Here is a 14,545-nt window from a genome sequence, read left to right on the forward strand (position 1 = left end):
CATTACCGAAGCCAAAGCTGCGAAGGCTGTCCGCTGAAGGAACGCTGCACCAAGGCAGCAGGAAATCGGGAAGTGGTTGTCAGTCTGGAGAGGCTGCGGTACCAGAAGCAGGCTCGGGACATCCTGCGAAGCGAGGAAGGTTATGCCCTGGCCGTACGCCGAATGACGGAACCGGAAAGCGTATTTGGACAACTGAAGAATAACCGGGGCTTCCGGCGCTTTCTGCTTCGCGGCATGGAAAAAGTGACGCTTGAGGTCGGTTGGCTTTCGCTTGCCCATAATATGCTGAAGCAAGCCACGGTGGACCAAAAACGCAAGGCCGCGATTCTCCAATAACAGGAGAATCGCGGCCTTGCTGTCTTTTTACTGCCTCTTGAATACATATGGGCTGTTTCTTTTTTTTGAAAATCTACTTATGAGACAGCCCCCATAGCTCATTTAAGTATTGACCTGCAGAAGGCTGCCGTTTTTTTTACAGTGCCATTGTATAAATTTCCACAACGTCTTCACGTTGCAGCTTGCGGAAATTCCCAAACGGTCCAAAGCGGACAGCTTTGTCGGCCATGTTGCCAATCTCGCTGTTATCGATATCATAGTCGCCCAGTGTCTTCGGCGCTCCGATGGAATCCCAGAAACGGCGCAGCGCTTCGATACCCTCAAGACCCACCTCTTCATCGGTTCTGCCCGCAGCATCAATGCCAAATACATGAACAGCCAGCTGACGGAAACGGGCAGGGTTCGTGCTGAGGTTGTATTTCATCCAGTGCGGGAAGAGAATCGCCAATCCGCCGCCATGTGGAATATCGTATACAGCCGATACGGCATGCTCAATATTGTGGGTTGCCCAGTCTCCCGCAAATCCCATGCTTACCATTCCGTTCAGTGCCATTGTGCCGCAGTACATAATCGTTTCGCGCAGTTCGTAGTTGTTCAGGTCTTCAACCAGCTTCGGCGCAGTGGCAATCACTGTGCGAAGCAGCGCCTCACAGAACCCGTCCTGCACTAGTGTATTACCGTCAGTATGGAAATAATGCTCCAGCACGTGGGACATGATATCCACCATCCCGTAAACGGTCTGGTCACGCGGCAGAGTGAAGGTATTCTCCGGATCAAGAATCGAGAAAGCCGGGAAGGCGTGAATACTGCCCCAACCCATTTTTTCTTTGGTGACTTCATTAGTGATCACGGAGCCATTGTTCATTTCCGAGCCTGTAGCAGCCATAGTGAGCACTGTTCCCAGCGGAAGAGCCCCCTGAGGAGCGGCCTTGCGCTCTACAAAGTCCCACATATCCCCGTCATATTTCGCACCCACTGCAACCGCCTTGGCACAGTCCAGCACGCTTCCGCCGCCTACGGCGAGGATCAGGTCAATATGATTCTCACGGCACAAGGCTACACCCTTATGTACGGTGGACAGACGCGGATTCGGTTCTACACCGGACAATTCCGTAACTACTGCACCAATGGCCTTCAGCTCGTTGATTACATTCTCATACAGACCGCTGCGCTTAATGCTGCCGCCGCCGTACATAAGCAGTACATTCTTACCGTATTTGGGCACTTCCGTCTGGAGTGCACTAAGGGTACCTTGTCCAAAAATCAACTTGGTAGGATTATAAAATTCAAACTTGCGCATAAGGACGAACCTCCGTTTAGTTCAGGAATGTGATGCAATATTCTATTATAGACCTCTGATCGGCAGCATTCAAATCAGTTCCTGGTGAACAGAAGCTCTGCGCAAAAAGATGCCCCCGTGCCAAGCAGCAGGGGACATCTCACAGGGTAGAGCTATTGGATTAGCAGGAGCCGTGTTGGCTCACCGGAAGCCAAGGCTGTTGGCAAAGCGGTGGAACGCCGCCTGACCTTCCGCGGTACGCTTATACACACCGGCATGCTCAAGAATATGGGTGAACTTGATGCCGACCTCATTTTGTACCGTCTTGACTGCTTCTTCACGGTCCATGGCAGTACCAAAGCGGACAGCCAGTTCCTGAATCCATGAAGCATGCTGTGCCAGTGCGTGATCTGCCTGGGACTGGACAGCATCCAGCAGCGCCGTATCTCCCGCCAGAATACCGGCAATGGCATCCAGTTCTTCCTTCAGGCGGCCTGGAAGAATCGCGAGACCCATGACTTCGATCAGGCCGATATTTTCTTTTTTGATATGGTGCATTTCCCGGTGCGGGTGAAAAATCCCTTCAGGGTATGTCTCGCTGGTCCGGTTGTTGCGCAGCATCAGATCCATTTCAAAACCGCCGTCCTCCGCCCGGCGCACGATAGGCGTAACGGTATTATGCCGGGTCTGCTCCCCGTCCACCTCGCTTGAAGCCAGGATTTCAGCTGCAGAATCACTATAGGTTTGCCAGGCTTCATAGATCGAATTTCCGCATTCCAGCAGCACTGCCGGATCTGCACCCTGCAAACGCAGTACCGACATCGGCCATTTCACGATACTGAGGCTTACACCCGGATAAGCTTCGTGAGTGAAGGTGGCCTCCTTTGGCGCCTTCTGGATCGGAAAGGTGTGGCGGCCGCCCTGGAAATGATCATGGGTCAGAATCGAGCCGCCGACAATTGGCAGATCCGCATTGGAACCGATGAAGTAATGCGGGAAGGTCTCCACAAAGCTCAGCAGACGCTTAAGCGTATCCTTAGTCAGCTTCATCGGCACATGATCGTGATGGAACACGATGCAGTGCTCGTTGTAGTAGACGTAAGGGGAATACTGGAGGAACCATTTCTCATTATTCAGCTTCAGCGGAATCACACGCAGATTCTGCCGGGGCGGATGATTGAGCCTTCCGGCGTAACCGACATTCTCGCGGCACAGCAGGCATTTCGGATAGACCGGAGGAGGAAGCAGCCGGGCCATGGCAATTTCCTTCGGGTTTTTCTCCGGCTTGGACAGATTAATCGTCATTTCGATGTCACCGTACGGAGATTCCTGCAGCCAGAACACATTTTTGGAGATCCGGTCCATGCGGATATAATTGGAATCTATGCTTAACTTGTAAAAGCGGTCCGTCGCTGCCTGAATACCTTTTTCAGCTGTGAGGCTGTAGAATTCGGCATTTACCTCGGAAGGACGGGCCATGAGGAGACCCATGATTTTGGCATCCAGCAGGTCGCGGTACGTATCCGAATTTTCGGGAATCAGGCCCATTTCAAAGCCATAGTCAATCAGAACATCCAGCGGAGCTTGCGGACTCTCCAGTGGAGCTTCTGCGAATTCGGCAGCGTACGGCTCGCTGAAGCCGAACTGATCCAGCAGTTCATTGCGGCTGTAGTCCATGTCCGCAGGCTGAATCAGCTGCTTGTGGATAGCAAACCCTACCAGTTGCTCGATCGCATACAGCGCCTTTTCCGCAGATGGAGCGGTATTATTATCGTTATTCATTTCAATTCTCCTTCATGTGCCGTAGCTTATTCCCCGTACCCTTGCGGATTGGCCGAATGCCAGTTCCAGGCGCTTTGAATGATCCCCTCAACATCGGCATGCTGCGGGTTCCAGCCAAGCACAGATCGGGCTTTGTCGGAGGAAGCTACCAGTACAGCCGGATCTCCGGCGCGGCGTTCCTGAATTACCACCGGAATATCAAGGCCGGTTACCTTTTTCGCAGTTTCAATGACCTGCTTGACGGAGAAGCCCAGCCCGTTGCCCAGGTTGAAAATATTGCTGGCGCTGCCGCTGCGCAGATAGTTGACGGCCCGTACATGGGCATCGGCCAGATCGCTGACATGGATATAGTCGCGCACACAGGTTCCGTCTTCTGTCGGATAATCGTCACCGAATACCGCAATGCTCTCGCGCTGCTTCAGCGCGGTTTGCAGCACCAGCGGAATGAGATGGCTCTCCGGACGGTGGTCCTCGCCGATCTTGCCGCTGGCATGTGCACCTGCGGCGTTGAAATAGCGCAGCGCCACATATTTGATGCCCAGCACCTTGTCGAACCAGGACATCATCCGTTCCATAGTCAGCTTGGTTTCGCCGTATACATTCGCCGGCTCGGTGCGGTCGGTTTCCTCAATCGGCACCTTTTCCGGTTCGCCATAGGTTGCGGCTGTCGATGAGAAGACGATTTTGTCCACACCGGCATGCTGCATCGCTTCCAGAAGGCATTGTGTGCCGTAAACGTTATTGTCGTAGTATTTGACCGGGTCCTTCATGCTCTCGCCAACCAGTGAGCTTGCAGCAAAGTGGATGACGGCGTCGATCTTATTTTCCGAAAAGAGCTTGGAGAGTGTTACCTTGTCGCGCAGGTCGCCCTCATACAGCTTGCCGCCCAGAAGCGCCTCACGGTGCCCTGTCAGCAGATTATCGATCACCACTACCTCTTCGCCACGTTCCAGCAGCTCCGCTACTGTATGAGAACCGATATACCCTGCTCCACCTGTTACCAGAATCGCCATCTTACTTCACTCCTTTCAGTTCTTCTACGCCATTGCCGATTCCGCATACATAGAACTCACCGGTAAGGCCAGTTCTGTTCTTGTAGGCTTCTCCTACTTCACGGATAAACCGTTCCACATCATCTTCATGCACCAGCGATACGGTACAGCCGCCAAATCCTGCGCCAGTCATACGTGAGCCGAGCGTACCAGGAATCTTCTGTGCTTCTTCCACCATGACATCCAGCTCTTCGCAGCTGACTTCATAGAGGTCGCGGAGCGAGACGTGGGAGTCATTCATATATAAACCGAACTGCTTCAGGTCGTTGTTCTTCAGCACTTCTACGGAATCGAGCACACGCTGATTCTCTTCCACTACATGGCGGGCACGGCGTCTTACCGTTTCGTCGGTGATTTTATCCTTGTGTATTTCGAATTGTGCGGGTTTCATCTCTGCCAGGTAAGACAGGGAAGGAACCTCCTGCTTCAAAATCGCCAAGGCCTCATCACACTGGCTGCGGCGCTCATTGTATTTAGAGTCCACCAGGCCTCTCTTCTTGTTCGTGTTGCCGATCACCAGCTTGTAGGAGCCGGTTACAAAAGGAATCAGGCTATACTCCAAGGTGTCGCACATGAGCAGGATCGCCTGGTCACGCTTGCCGTTGGCTACGGCGAACTGGTCCATAATTCCTGAATTTACACCTACGTACTGATTCTCCGCGCGTTGGGACAACAAAGCGATTTCTACAGTATCCGTATCTCCGCCAAGCAGCGTCAGGAAGGCAAACCCGGTGACCACTTCGATGGAAGCCGAGGAGGACAGGCCTGAGCCGTTCGGAATTTCGCCATGGAACAGGAGGTCGTAGCCTGCGGATACCGGAAGATCTTTTTTGGCCAGCTCCACCATCACACCGACCGGGTAGTCTACCCATTCGCCAGTTTTGGCTTTGCCGATTTCACTGTAGTCAATCGAGGCCTCATATGGAAAATTCGTCGATGCGAACCGAACCTTGCCATCCTTGCGCGGACGCACAACCAGCGTGGTTCCGAAGTCCAGCGCTGCCGGAAACACGTAACCTCCGTTGTAGTCCAAATGCTCACCGATGAGGTTTACCCGACCCGGAGCATAGAATACACGCGCCTCCTCTGTGCTCTCTCCGTATTTCTCGATAAATTTGACTTTCAGATCCTGTATGCTCATTAATGCCACTCCATCCTTTCGCTGCTTCTCGTTTTAACTTTTGGAAATCGTATTGCTTCGTTTATGCTTACATTATAATAAAATCAGACTTGCCCTGATAATGCAATCATGTGTGTAATGCATGGACAAATGTGACTTCCCGTAAAAGAAGCGATATAATCAAAAGTAAGATTATTCTTCTCATTCACCCGCCCTTAGGGCTATGATTGCGCTAACGGGGGAAAGGCGGTTCCAGTGTGGAACATACTTATTCCGTAGGATCAAATCCGGTGGTTTACGACCATCAGCATTTACATGTGCTTTTTGCCGGCGAGAGCCAGACGCTCCCGCTGCATCAGGCCGGCCCCAAAATCTATGATTACTTCCTGCTGCACTTCATCGAATCCGGCTTCGGAACCTTCCGGACGGAGGAGCGGAAATACGAGCTGGGACCGGGAGACTGCTTCCTGATTCATCCCGGACAGCTGGTCAGCTATCTCTCTGATGAAGACCAGCCCTGGCGTTACCGCTGGGCTGCATTCACCGGCACGGACGCAGACGCGCTCGTGCTGCAGGCCGGCTTCACTCCGCAGAAGCCGGTCCTGTCCACCCTCGAAGGCAGTGCCTTTCCCGGCGCACTGGCCGGGATGATGCGTGCCTTCTATGCGGGCAAAGAGAGCGCCCATCTGACCTCGCTGGGCTATCTATACCTGATCGTCGGCGAAGCAGCCGAGCTGCTTCTCTCCTCCTCCCGGCTCCCCGGCGCGGAATCCCAGGTGAAGCGCACCGTGAAGCAAATGATCCACTACATGGCTGCCCAGTATGCCCATCCCGTCTCCATTGAGCAGATGTGTGCCAGCCTTGGCTACAACCGCGCCTACCTCTCACGCATCTTCAAGCAGGAAACGGGCCTCTCGCCCGTCACCTATCTGCTCAAGCTGCGTATCGAGAAATCACGGCAGCTCCTGCGCGAGCGCCCGGAGCTGTCCGTCGAGCAGGTGGCCGCCTCGGTCGGACTGACGGACGCTCTATACTTCTCCCGCCAGTTCAAACGCCTCTGTGCCCAGTCGCCTACCTCTTACCGTATTACAACGGCAAGGCATGGAGAGAAGAAATAGGCTGTTGATATTCTGTAACTTAGAACAAATATATGTCCTTTGACTAAGGCCGGAGCTTGCAGGCAGGAGCCTGCCGATGGTAGGTCGCCGAATGGCTCACTGTTGGCCGCTGGATGGCGCACACGTTAGGCCGCCGGATGGCGCACGTTAGGCCGCTGGGTGGGATGATGTAGGCTGCTGGATGGAACGCGGTAGGCACTGGATAGCGCACAGTAGCCCCCCGGATGGGACGCAGTAGGCTGCTAGATAGGCGCCAGTAGGCCCACGGATGGCGCGCAGCAGAAATTTGGAACGATCCGGTGCGTTGATCAGACCAACTCGACTGCATCCAGCACCCGATAAGTGCTAAGTTGGAATTTGTATCACTAATCTGCAGAATTCTACCTCGCACAGATGCTTAGTGGATTTTGTACACCTATTTTGAGCCAAATGAGGATAATTACCTGATATGGAGCAGATTAGGTCTACTTATTCCCACTATTGCCGCTTGAATGGCCAAATGTCTCGAATCAGGTCTACTTTTTCCACTTCCCCCACGGATCTTCTTCCATCAGCACTATTCTGAGACGGCACTCCGCAGCAAGTGCCTCTCATCGGATTGCAGCAAAAGCCCGTTTCCGGTCAGGAAGCGGGCTTTTGCTATGTGAGTGCAGATGATTATAAAAGCGGCTGTTCTCAGGACTCGCTGTCCGTCTTCAGGATCGTTTCGATCCGGTCCAGCTCCTCTTGTGAGAACTCGCCATGCGATAATGCGGCAATGTTCTCCTCGATCTGGCTGACCCGGCTTGCGCCGATCAGCGCGGAAGTGACTCTCCCGCCGCGTAGGGTCCAGAGTAGTGCGAATTGCGCCAGGGACAGGCCGCGCGAGACGGCAAGCTGATTGAGCGCGTGGATCTTGCGAAGCACTTCGGGTGTAATCCGGCTTTCGTTCAGAAATACGGACGGGCCTGCTGCCCGAGAATCATCGGGAATGCCGTTCAGATATTTATTGGTTAAAAGGCCTTGTGCGAGCGGGGTGAAGGCGATGCTGCCGACGCCGTGCTCCTCCAGCACGTCCTGGAGGCCGCCTTCGATCCAGCGGTCAAGCATGGAATAACGGGGCTGATGGATCATCAGCGGTGTGCCAAGGTTTTTCAGAATACGTACGGCCTCCACGGTCTGCTCCGCTGTGTAGTTGGACAACCCCACATACAGCGCTTTGCCGGAACGGACAGCAGTATCCAGTGCCCCCATCGTTTCTTCCATCGGCGTCTCCGGGTCAGGACGGTGCGAATAAAATATATCCACATAATCCAGCCCCAGCCGTTTCAGGCTCTGATCGAGGCTCGCCAGCATATACTTGCGTGAACCCCAGTCCCCATAAGGACCCGGCCACATATAATACCCCGCCTTGGTTGAAATAATCAACTCATCACGGTAGGGTGCCAGATCGCGGGCGAGCACCCTGCCAAACATCTCCTCCGCAGACCCCGCAGGCGGGCCGTAGTTATTGGCCAGATCAAAATGGGTAATTCCAAGATCGAACGAACGGGTGATCATGTCCCGGCCATTCTCATAGGCATTGATCCCCCCGAAGTTATGCCAGAGTCCCAGTGAGATTGCCGGAAGCTTGAGGCCGCTTTTGCCTGTACGGTTATAACGCATCCCTTCATACCGTTCGTCGCTAGCCACATATACCATTATCCATCCCTGCCTCTCGTTTCGCTGATGTCGCGCAATACAAGATGAACTTGAGAATGGATAACGATCATTGCGGAATCGCCTTAAATAATAAGGCATTCCGCCGCAATGATAGGCCCAGCATTCTCAAGTTCACGTTCTATACCCTATTTTAAACCTCCCGGGATCAATGTAATCTCCCAGGATCAGGCAGCATGTATTACAGCGACCGTATGGCGTTTGCTGAGAGCTACAGCAACTTCTGTATTCTGCCCATCACTTCGCCGATACGATCCGTCAAGATCAGGTCTGCCTTATGATCATACGGGGTCGGCTCTCCGTTCAGAAGCACTGTGTGCCGGCCACGGAAATAAGTAATCAGGCTGGCAGCCGGCTGCACAGTAAGCGAAGTACCTCCGATGATAATCATGTCTGCAGCCGCGATGGCCGCGACAGATTCCATAAGGACATCATGATCGAGCTCCTCTTCATAGAGCACCACATCCGGCTTGATAATCCCGCCGCAGGCCGGGCAGCTCGGAACGATGTCCTTTATTGCAAGCACCTGATCCAGCCCATACGGAAGCGAGCAATCCATGCAATGGTTGCGGTGAATGGAACCATGCAGCTCCAGCACGCGCCGGCTTCCGGCAAGCTGATGCAGGCCGTCGATGTTTTGCGTGATAACGGCCTTAAGCTTGCCGCCGCGCTCCAGTTCCGCCAGCAGCAGATGCGCACCATTCGGCTTCGCTTCGGGATGAATCATTTTACTGCGGTAGAAGTCAAAAAATATGTCAGGTGAGGACATGAAAAAGCTGCGGCTCAGCATCACCTCCGGCGGATAAGGCGAATTATGCTGCTCCCTATACAGACCTGCCGCCGAGCGGAAGTCCGGAATCCCGCTTTCCGTGGATGTGCCGGCGCCTCCAAAAAAAACGATGTTGCCGCTGTCCTTGATCCAGGAAACCAGTGTCTGCAATGAATCCATAAGTCTGCACGCATCCTTTCTATATATAGCTCAGATTGTGAGGCGAAGCTGATGAAAACCAGAGATAACAGTATCCGCATCCAGTAAATGGGCGGTGCTCCCGGCTGGGGATATGCCAACGGACAGCCGCAGGCCTGCGCCTTTGCCGAGCTGCATGTCGGCATTGCTGTCGCCGATAATAACCGTCTCTGCAGGTCTGAGGCCCAGCTCCCGGCAGGCAGTCTCCGCCATTTCAGGCGCAGGCTTGCCGTGGGTCACACGGTCTCTCGTAACCACAGTGTCAAAATAACCCGTAATCCCCATCCATTCCAGCTGCTCCCCGGTGGTAGAAGAACCGTCGGAGGTGACTACGCCAAGCTTCAATGAAGCTGCCGCACATTGCTGCAGAAAAGGCAGCAGATCGGGCAACGGCTGTGCCGACTTGCGGCGGCGCAGCTCGTTCATCGCTTCCTTGCCGATGGCCGTTATACGGGCCAGGGCTTCATTCCAAGGAACTCCTGCTGAATAGAGCTGCCAGGCCAGAATGCCGCCCGTCTCCTCTGCGGTAGCCATGGACAGCGGTCCGGCAGGGTCATAGCCGATCACTTTCCCCGCGGCGTCATGGACCGTGCCCAGCACCTTGGCGATGCCTGAGCCCAGGCGGTTTTCTTTTCCAATAAGTGCGAGTTGATTCTCCAGTCCTTCCAGCATCAGGTTAGCCCAGGTTCCCCAGGTAGCGAGTAGATCAAGCAGAGTGCCATCCTTATCGAACAATATACCCTTGCAGGGTACAGCTAACTCATTTACATGCAGTACGGCCATTCTTCGGCTCCTTTCCTGTGGACAGGATACGGGTTAACGCAGATTGCCGAGCCAATCCAGCACTGACCGTGCGGTAAGCGTCTGCTGCTGATCCTCTGAGATGGTTGCTTCCCCGTCACCCTTCTGCTTGCCATAGCTTCCGAACTGGGCATGATTCCCGCCTTTGACCGAATAATATACGGTATTGCTTGGCAGATAGGAACGTCCTTTATTGTAGCTAGCCTGATCAACCACTTGATCCTCGGTGCCCAGAACCGACAAAACGGATAAAGTTGTATCTTTCAGACTGCCTTTCTCATCCGGATAGGAGGCCAGAAAATACACGCCCTTCAACTGGTCTGCATGCTCTGCCGCAAAACGTGAAGCCATAACCCCACCCAGCGAATGGCCGCCCAGCACAAATGACAGCTTCGGATGCACTCGGATGATCTCTTCGGCGGCATCGCTTTTGATCACTGCGAGATTCAGCGGCATTTTGGCGATGTAGAAGGGATGCCCCGCAGCGGCGATTTTTTGGGCCAGGGGAGCATAAGCCTCCGCTTTAACCAGCGCACCCGGATAGAAAATCACAGCCGTTCCGAACGTGACGGAAGGCTCAAACGAAATCCAGTTATCATTTTGCTCCACGCTGACACCACCTGCGGAGATCAGTGCATTCTCAGCCCTTATTCCCGGTGTGTAAGGTGTCAGATATCTCCATACCCAAAAACCCGCCGCAACCAGAATGATAAGAATCCCCAAAAGAACGCGGCGCTTGGTTATTTTTTTTCTCAATGGTGTTCACTCCCGATTACTGCATACAGAAAATTATAGAGGAATCAATGAAATCAAACAACCTTCAAGACATCGCCACAATTATCCGCTATGATAGCGCTTACTATAGGTAGTATTGTGATGTATTTCACAATTGTTTTTACAGAAATCTTGTATTTTAAAATTAAAGTAATTTGCTAAACGCAACCAAATTGGAGGTTAGTTCATGGCAGGGGAAAGCTCGCTCGCAGCACGCGGAGAAACCTTTTTTCTCAACTTGCGCTTCATGCTTATTGTCACCGTATTTGCCGGCAATGCGATTGAGCCTCTGATTGGCACCCTTAGCGGAATGCACAGCCTGTATTTGTGGATTTTCAGCTTCCATATGCCGCTGTTCGTACTCGTAACAGGCTATTTTGCCGGAAAAAGCCTCACTGGAGCTGCTGGCCGCAAGGTTCTGCTTCAGATTGGACTACAATACCTTATTTTTCAGACTCTGTATTCAGCGCTGGACGTTTCCGTCTTCCGCGTATCCAATATTCACCACTCCTTCTTCGCTCCTTATCTGCTGCTATGGTTCCTGGCCAGTCATGCCTGCTGGCGCCTCCTGATGCTCGGCATGGGCAGATGGAGCAAAGCCGCACAAATCATTTTCGCAGTTACTGCTGGTGTCGCGGTCGGCTATTTGCAGCTAGACGGTGTCTGGTTCAGCATCAGCCGTACCTTTGTCTATCTGCCGTTTTTCGTCATCGGCTATCATTTCTCCTTCGAGGCGCTGGCCCGGATCTATACCAAAACTGTCAAAATCGCTGCCGCTGCCGCATCTGTACTGCTGCTCCTGATTCTGGGCATGCTCGGTTCAAAACTCCCCCTGGGCTGGCTGTACGGCAGCATGACCTATATGCAGCTTGATGCTCCTGAATGGTATGCGGGAGTGTACCGGCTGGGAATGTACGGACTGCAGCTTGCCGCCTCCCTCGCTTTTCTGGGATGGGTGCCTTACCGGCTGAGCCGGATGACGGACTGGGGCCGCCGCACCCTCTATGTCTTCCTGCTGCACGGTTTTGTGGTCCGCCTTGCTGCCGTGTCAGGGATTTACACGTATCTTGACAATGCCGCCGGAGCTTCGGCCCTGCTGCTCTGTGCTGTCTCCTTCACGGTTCTTCTGGCCCAGCCAGCAGTCAAACGCGTGCTTCATCCCCTGGTCGAGCCTTCTGTAGACTGGATGATTACCCTGCAGCGTGCGGCCCTGCGCCGGTCACTGTAACATAATTCCAAATAAGCCTTTCCCCTCCGGGATGGGCTTTTTTTCACGTCCTGCAAGGGGGTCTCCTCTCGACAAACTTCACATTGTCCGGTAGAAAAATGAGGCCTTTTGTGATAGACTCTCTAATAACGTTCGTATTATATCCGCTGATATTTTATAGAAACGGCTTCGCCCTCCTTCTGTTTCCGCAAGAAGCTGGACCCCGTTCCTTCTATAAACCGCAGATACGCAGCTTTTGGGATTGTAATGCGTTAATGCGACACTATATCCGGTTTACATTTAATTAGGAGGGGAATATCATCATGGCAGACAAGAAAATGCGTTCAGACATGATCAAAAAGGGCTTTGACCGCGCTCCGCACCGTAGTCTTCTGCGGGCAGCAGGCGTAAAAGAGGAGGATTTTGGCAAGCCGTTTATCGCGGTCTGCAACTCCTATATCGATATCGTTCCCGGCCACGTGCATTTGCAGGAATTCGGCAAAATCGTCAAGGAAGCCATCCGTGAAGCCGGCGGCGTTCCATTTGAATTCAACACAATCGGCGTCGATGACGGTATCGCCATGGGGCATATCGGGATGCGTTATTCCCTGCCAAGCCGCGAGATCATTGCCGATTCTCTGGAAACTGTCGTTTCCGCACACTGGTTCGACGGCATGGTCTGCATCCCCAACTGTGATAAAATCACCCCGGGCATGATGATGGGCGCCCTGCGCGTGAATATCCCGACCATCTTTGTCAGTGGCGGGCCAATGAAGGCTGGTGTAGACAGCAAGGGCAAAAAGCTCTCACTCACATCCGTATTTGAAGGCGTCGGCGCTCACCAGGTCGGCAAAATCAACGATGCTGAGCTGCTTGAACTTGAACAATACGGCTGTCCGACCTGCGGCTCCTGTTCCGGGATGTTCACAGCGAACTCCATGAACTGTCTGGCTGAAGCGATGGGCCTCGCCCTTCCGGGTAACGGCACTATCCTCGCCGTAGCAGAAGAACGCAGAGCCTTCGTACGCAAATCAGCGACTCAGCTGATGGAGCTGATCAAGCTGGATCTGAAACCTCGCGATATCGTAACTAAGGAATCACTCGACAATGCCTTTGCACTGGATATGGCGATGGGCGGTTCCACCAATACTGTGCTTCACACGCTGGCACTCGCTCAGGAAGCTGAAATTGATTATCCGCTGGAACGCATCAATGAAGTTGCCAACCGCGTCCCTTACCTGGCCAAGCTGGCTCCGGCATCCGATATCTTCATCGAGGATGTGGACCGGGCAGGCGGCGTAAGCGCCGTGCTGAACGAGCTGCTCAAGAAACCGGGGGCAATCTTTGGGGATTGCATGACGGTTACCGGCAAAACACTGGCTGAAAATGTCACAGGGCATGAGATCCAGGATACGAGTGTTATTCATACGCTGGACAATCCTTATTCCGTAGTAGGCGGTCTGTCTGTCCTCTACGGCAACCTTGCTCCTGAAGGCTCGATCATCAAAGTCGGTGCTGTAGATGCTTCTGTTGGCGGCTACCATAAAGGTCCCGCCATCTGCTTCGATTCACAGGAAGAGGCGCTGGAAGGTATCGCCAACGGTAAGGTCAAGGAAGGGCATGTGGTTGTTATCCGTTATGAAGGTCCTAAGGGAGGACCAGGCATGCCGGAAATGCTCGCTCCAACCTCGCAGATCGTCGGTATGGGTCTTGGCGCTAAGGTAGGCCTGATCACCGATGGCCGCTTCTCAGGCGCTTCACGCGGAATCAGCATCGGGCATATCTCGCCGGAAGCCGCTGAAGGCGGACCGATTGCCTTTGTCGAGGACGGCGACATCATCGAGCTTGACCTCAACAACCGCAAGATCGAGCTGCTGGTTGATGAAGAAGTACTGGCTATCCGCCGCACCGGCTGGAAAGGCTTTGAGCCGAAGGTAAAAACCGGTTATCTGGCCCGCTACTCCAAGCTGGTTACCAATGCCAGCAAGGGCGGCGTGCTGAAGATTTAATATTGTTCTAAAGGATAGCGTACTATAAAACCAGGCTGTCTCATACGTAGATACTCCTACAACAGAGACAGCGACTTATTCACTTGAAAGAGTAAAAAAGCAGAAAAGGGGCTGTCTCATAAGTAGATTTTCAAAAAAAAGAAACAGCCCATATGTATTCAAGAGGCAGTAAAAAGACAGCAAGGCCGCGATTCTCCTGTTATTGGAGAATCGCGACCTTGCGTTTTTGGTCCACCGTGGCTTGCTTCAGCATATTATGGGCAAGCGAAAGCCAACCGACCTCAAGCGTCACTTTTTCCATGCCGCGAAGCAGAAAGCGCCGGAAGCCCCGGTTATTCTTCAGTTGTCCAAATACGCTTTCTGGTTCCGTCATTCGGCGTACGGCCAGGGCATAACCTTCCT

13 protein-coding genes are annotated in these 14,545 nt (G+C 53.3%); 4 read left to right on the forward strand and 9 right to left on the reverse strand.

From position 1 onward, the window contains the following. The coding region (locus A3844_RS29405; RefSeq protein ID WP_208619470.1) for a transposase at positions 1–336 on the forward strand (336 nt) is incomplete at its 5' end. Between the two features lie 136 nt (positions 337–472). Here the strand turns inward: A3844_RS29405 and A3844_RS29410 are convergent. The 4 genes from A3844_RS29410 to A3844_RS29425 all read right to left on the reverse strand — a co-directional run bounded on the left by A3844_RS29410 (position 473) and on the right by A3844_RS29425 (position 5,590). Then, a complete protein-coding gene (locus A3844_RS29410) occupies positions 473–1,636 on the reverse strand; it encodes an iron-containing alcohol dehydrogenase (RefSeq protein ID WP_074109338.1) in 1,164 nt (387 codons plus the stop codon). 180 nt (positions 1,637–1,816) lie between these two features. Then, a complete protein-coding gene (locus A3844_RS29415) occupies positions 1,817–3,397 on the reverse strand; it encodes a UDP-glucose--hexose-1-phosphate uridylyltransferase (protein ID WP_074109339.1) in 1,581 nt (526 codons plus the stop codon). A gap of 26 nt (positions 3,398–3,423) precedes the next feature. Then, positions 3,424–4,410, reverse strand: coding sequence for a UDP-glucose 4-epimerase GalE (gene galE, locus A3844_RS29420; RefSeq protein ID WP_074109340.1), 987 nt, complete (start codon positions 4,408–4,410; stop codon positions 3,424–3,426). A gap of 1 nt (position 4,411) precedes the next feature. Then, positions 4,412–5,590 carry a galactokinase gene (locus A3844_RS29425; RefSeq protein ID WP_074102957.1) on the reverse strand — a complete coding sequence of 393 codons (1,179 nt, stop codon included), beginning with the start codon at positions 5,588–5,590 and terminating at the stop codon, positions 4,412–4,414. A 236-nt stretch (positions 5,591–5,826) separates the two neighbouring features. Here A3844_RS29425 and A3844_RS29430 point away from each other — a divergent pair, with 236 nt between their 5' ends. Continuing rightward, complete coding sequence (locus tag A3844_RS29430) at positions 5,827–6,687, forward strand: AraC family transcriptional regulator (protein ID WP_074109341.1); 861 nt, start codon at positions 5,827–5,829, stop codon at positions 6,685–6,687. A gap of 675 nt (positions 6,688–7,362) precedes the next feature. On the opposite strand, the gene mgrA is transcribed toward A3844_RS29430, so the two are convergent. From mgrA to A3844_RS29450, 4 genes are all read right to left on the reverse strand, one after another. After that, positions 7,363–8,367: an L-glyceraldehyde 3-phosphate reductase gene (gene mgrA / locus A3844_RS29435; RefSeq protein WP_074102121.1), complete on the reverse strand. Its 1,005-nt coding sequence runs from the start codon at positions 8,365–8,367 to the stop codon at positions 7,363–7,365. A gap of 229 nt (positions 8,368–8,596) precedes the next feature. After that, entirely contained in the window at positions 8,597–9,334 is a 738-nt protein-coding gene (locus A3844_RS29440; protein WP_074102120.1) for an NAD-dependent protein deacylase, read from the reverse strand. A 30-nt stretch (positions 9,335–9,364) separates the two neighbouring features. Continuing rightward, positions 9,365–10,135, reverse strand: coding sequence for an HAD family hydrolase (locus A3844_RS29445; protein WP_074102119.1), 771 nt, complete (start codon positions 10,133–10,135; stop codon positions 9,365–9,367). Positions 10,136–10,168: 33 nt separating this feature from the next. Continuing rightward, positions 10,169–10,909, reverse strand: coding sequence for an alpha/beta hydrolase (locus tag A3844_RS29450; RefSeq protein WP_074109342.1), 741 nt, complete (start codon positions 10,907–10,909; stop codon positions 10,169–10,171). Between the two features lie 205 nt (positions 10,910–11,114). On the opposite strand from A3844_RS29450, the gene A3844_RS29455 reads away from it, so the two are divergent. Together A3844_RS29455 and ilvD are read left to right on the forward strand one after the other, a co-directional pair. Next, positions 11,115–12,155, forward strand: coding sequence for an acyltransferase family protein (locus A3844_RS29455; protein ID WP_074084696.1), 1,041 nt, complete (start codon positions 11,115–11,117; stop codon positions 12,153–12,155). A gap of 302 nt (positions 12,156–12,457) precedes the next feature. Next, positions 12,458–14,143: a dihydroxy-acid dehydratase gene (gene ilvD / locus A3844_RS29460; protein WP_074084697.1), complete on the forward strand. Its 1,686-nt coding sequence runs from the start codon at positions 12,458–12,460 to the stop codon at positions 14,141–14,143. A 199-nt stretch (positions 14,144–14,342) separates the two neighbouring features. On the opposite strand, the gene A3844_RS29465 is transcribed toward ilvD, so the two are convergent. Beyond that, positions 14,343–14,545: transposase (locus A3844_RS29465; protein WP_074109200.1), on the reverse strand; the 203-nt coding region annotated here is incomplete at its 5' end.

Origin of the sequence: Paenibacillus helianthi, from assembly GCF_001909055.1 — a bacterium.
Lineage (GTDB): Bacteria > Bacillota > Bacilli > Paenibacillales > Paenibacillaceae > Paenibacillus_AQ > Paenibacillus_AQ helianthi.

Coding starts and splice junctions, on each gene's coding strand:
- A3844_RS29410 (WP_074109338.1), bottom strand. CDS start 1,636: ATGCGCAAGTTTGAATTTTATAATCCTACCAAGTTGATTTTTGGACAA.
- A3844_RS29415 (WP_074109339.1), bottom strand. CDS start 3,397: ATGAATAACGATAATAATACCGCTCCATCTGCGGAAAAGGCGCTGTAT.
- galE (WP_074109340.1), bottom strand. CDS start 4,410: ATGGCGATTCTGGTAACAGGTGGAGCAGGGTATATCGGTTCTCATACA.
- A3844_RS29425 (WP_074102957.1), bottom strand. CDS start 5,590: ATGAGCATACAGGATCTGAAAGTCAAATTTATCGAGAAATACGGAGAG.
- mgrA (WP_074102121.1), bottom strand. CDS start 8,367: ATGGTATATGTGGCTAGCGACGAACGGTATGAAGGGATGCGTTATAAC.
- A3844_RS29440 (WP_074102120.1), bottom strand. CDS start 9,334: ATGGATTCATTGCAGACACTGGTTTCCTGGATCAAGGACAGCGGCAAC.
- A3844_RS29445 (WP_074102119.1), bottom strand. CDS start 10,135: ATGGCCGTACTGCATGTAAATGAGTTAGCTGTACCCTGCAAGGGTATA.
- A3844_RS29455 (WP_074084696.1), top strand. CDS start 11,115: ATGGCAGGGGAAAGCTCGCTCGCAGCACGCGGAGAAACCTTTTTTCTC.
- ilvD (WP_074084697.1), top strand. CDS start 12,458: ATGGCAGACAAGAAAATGCGTTCAGACATGATCAAAAAGGGCTTTGAC.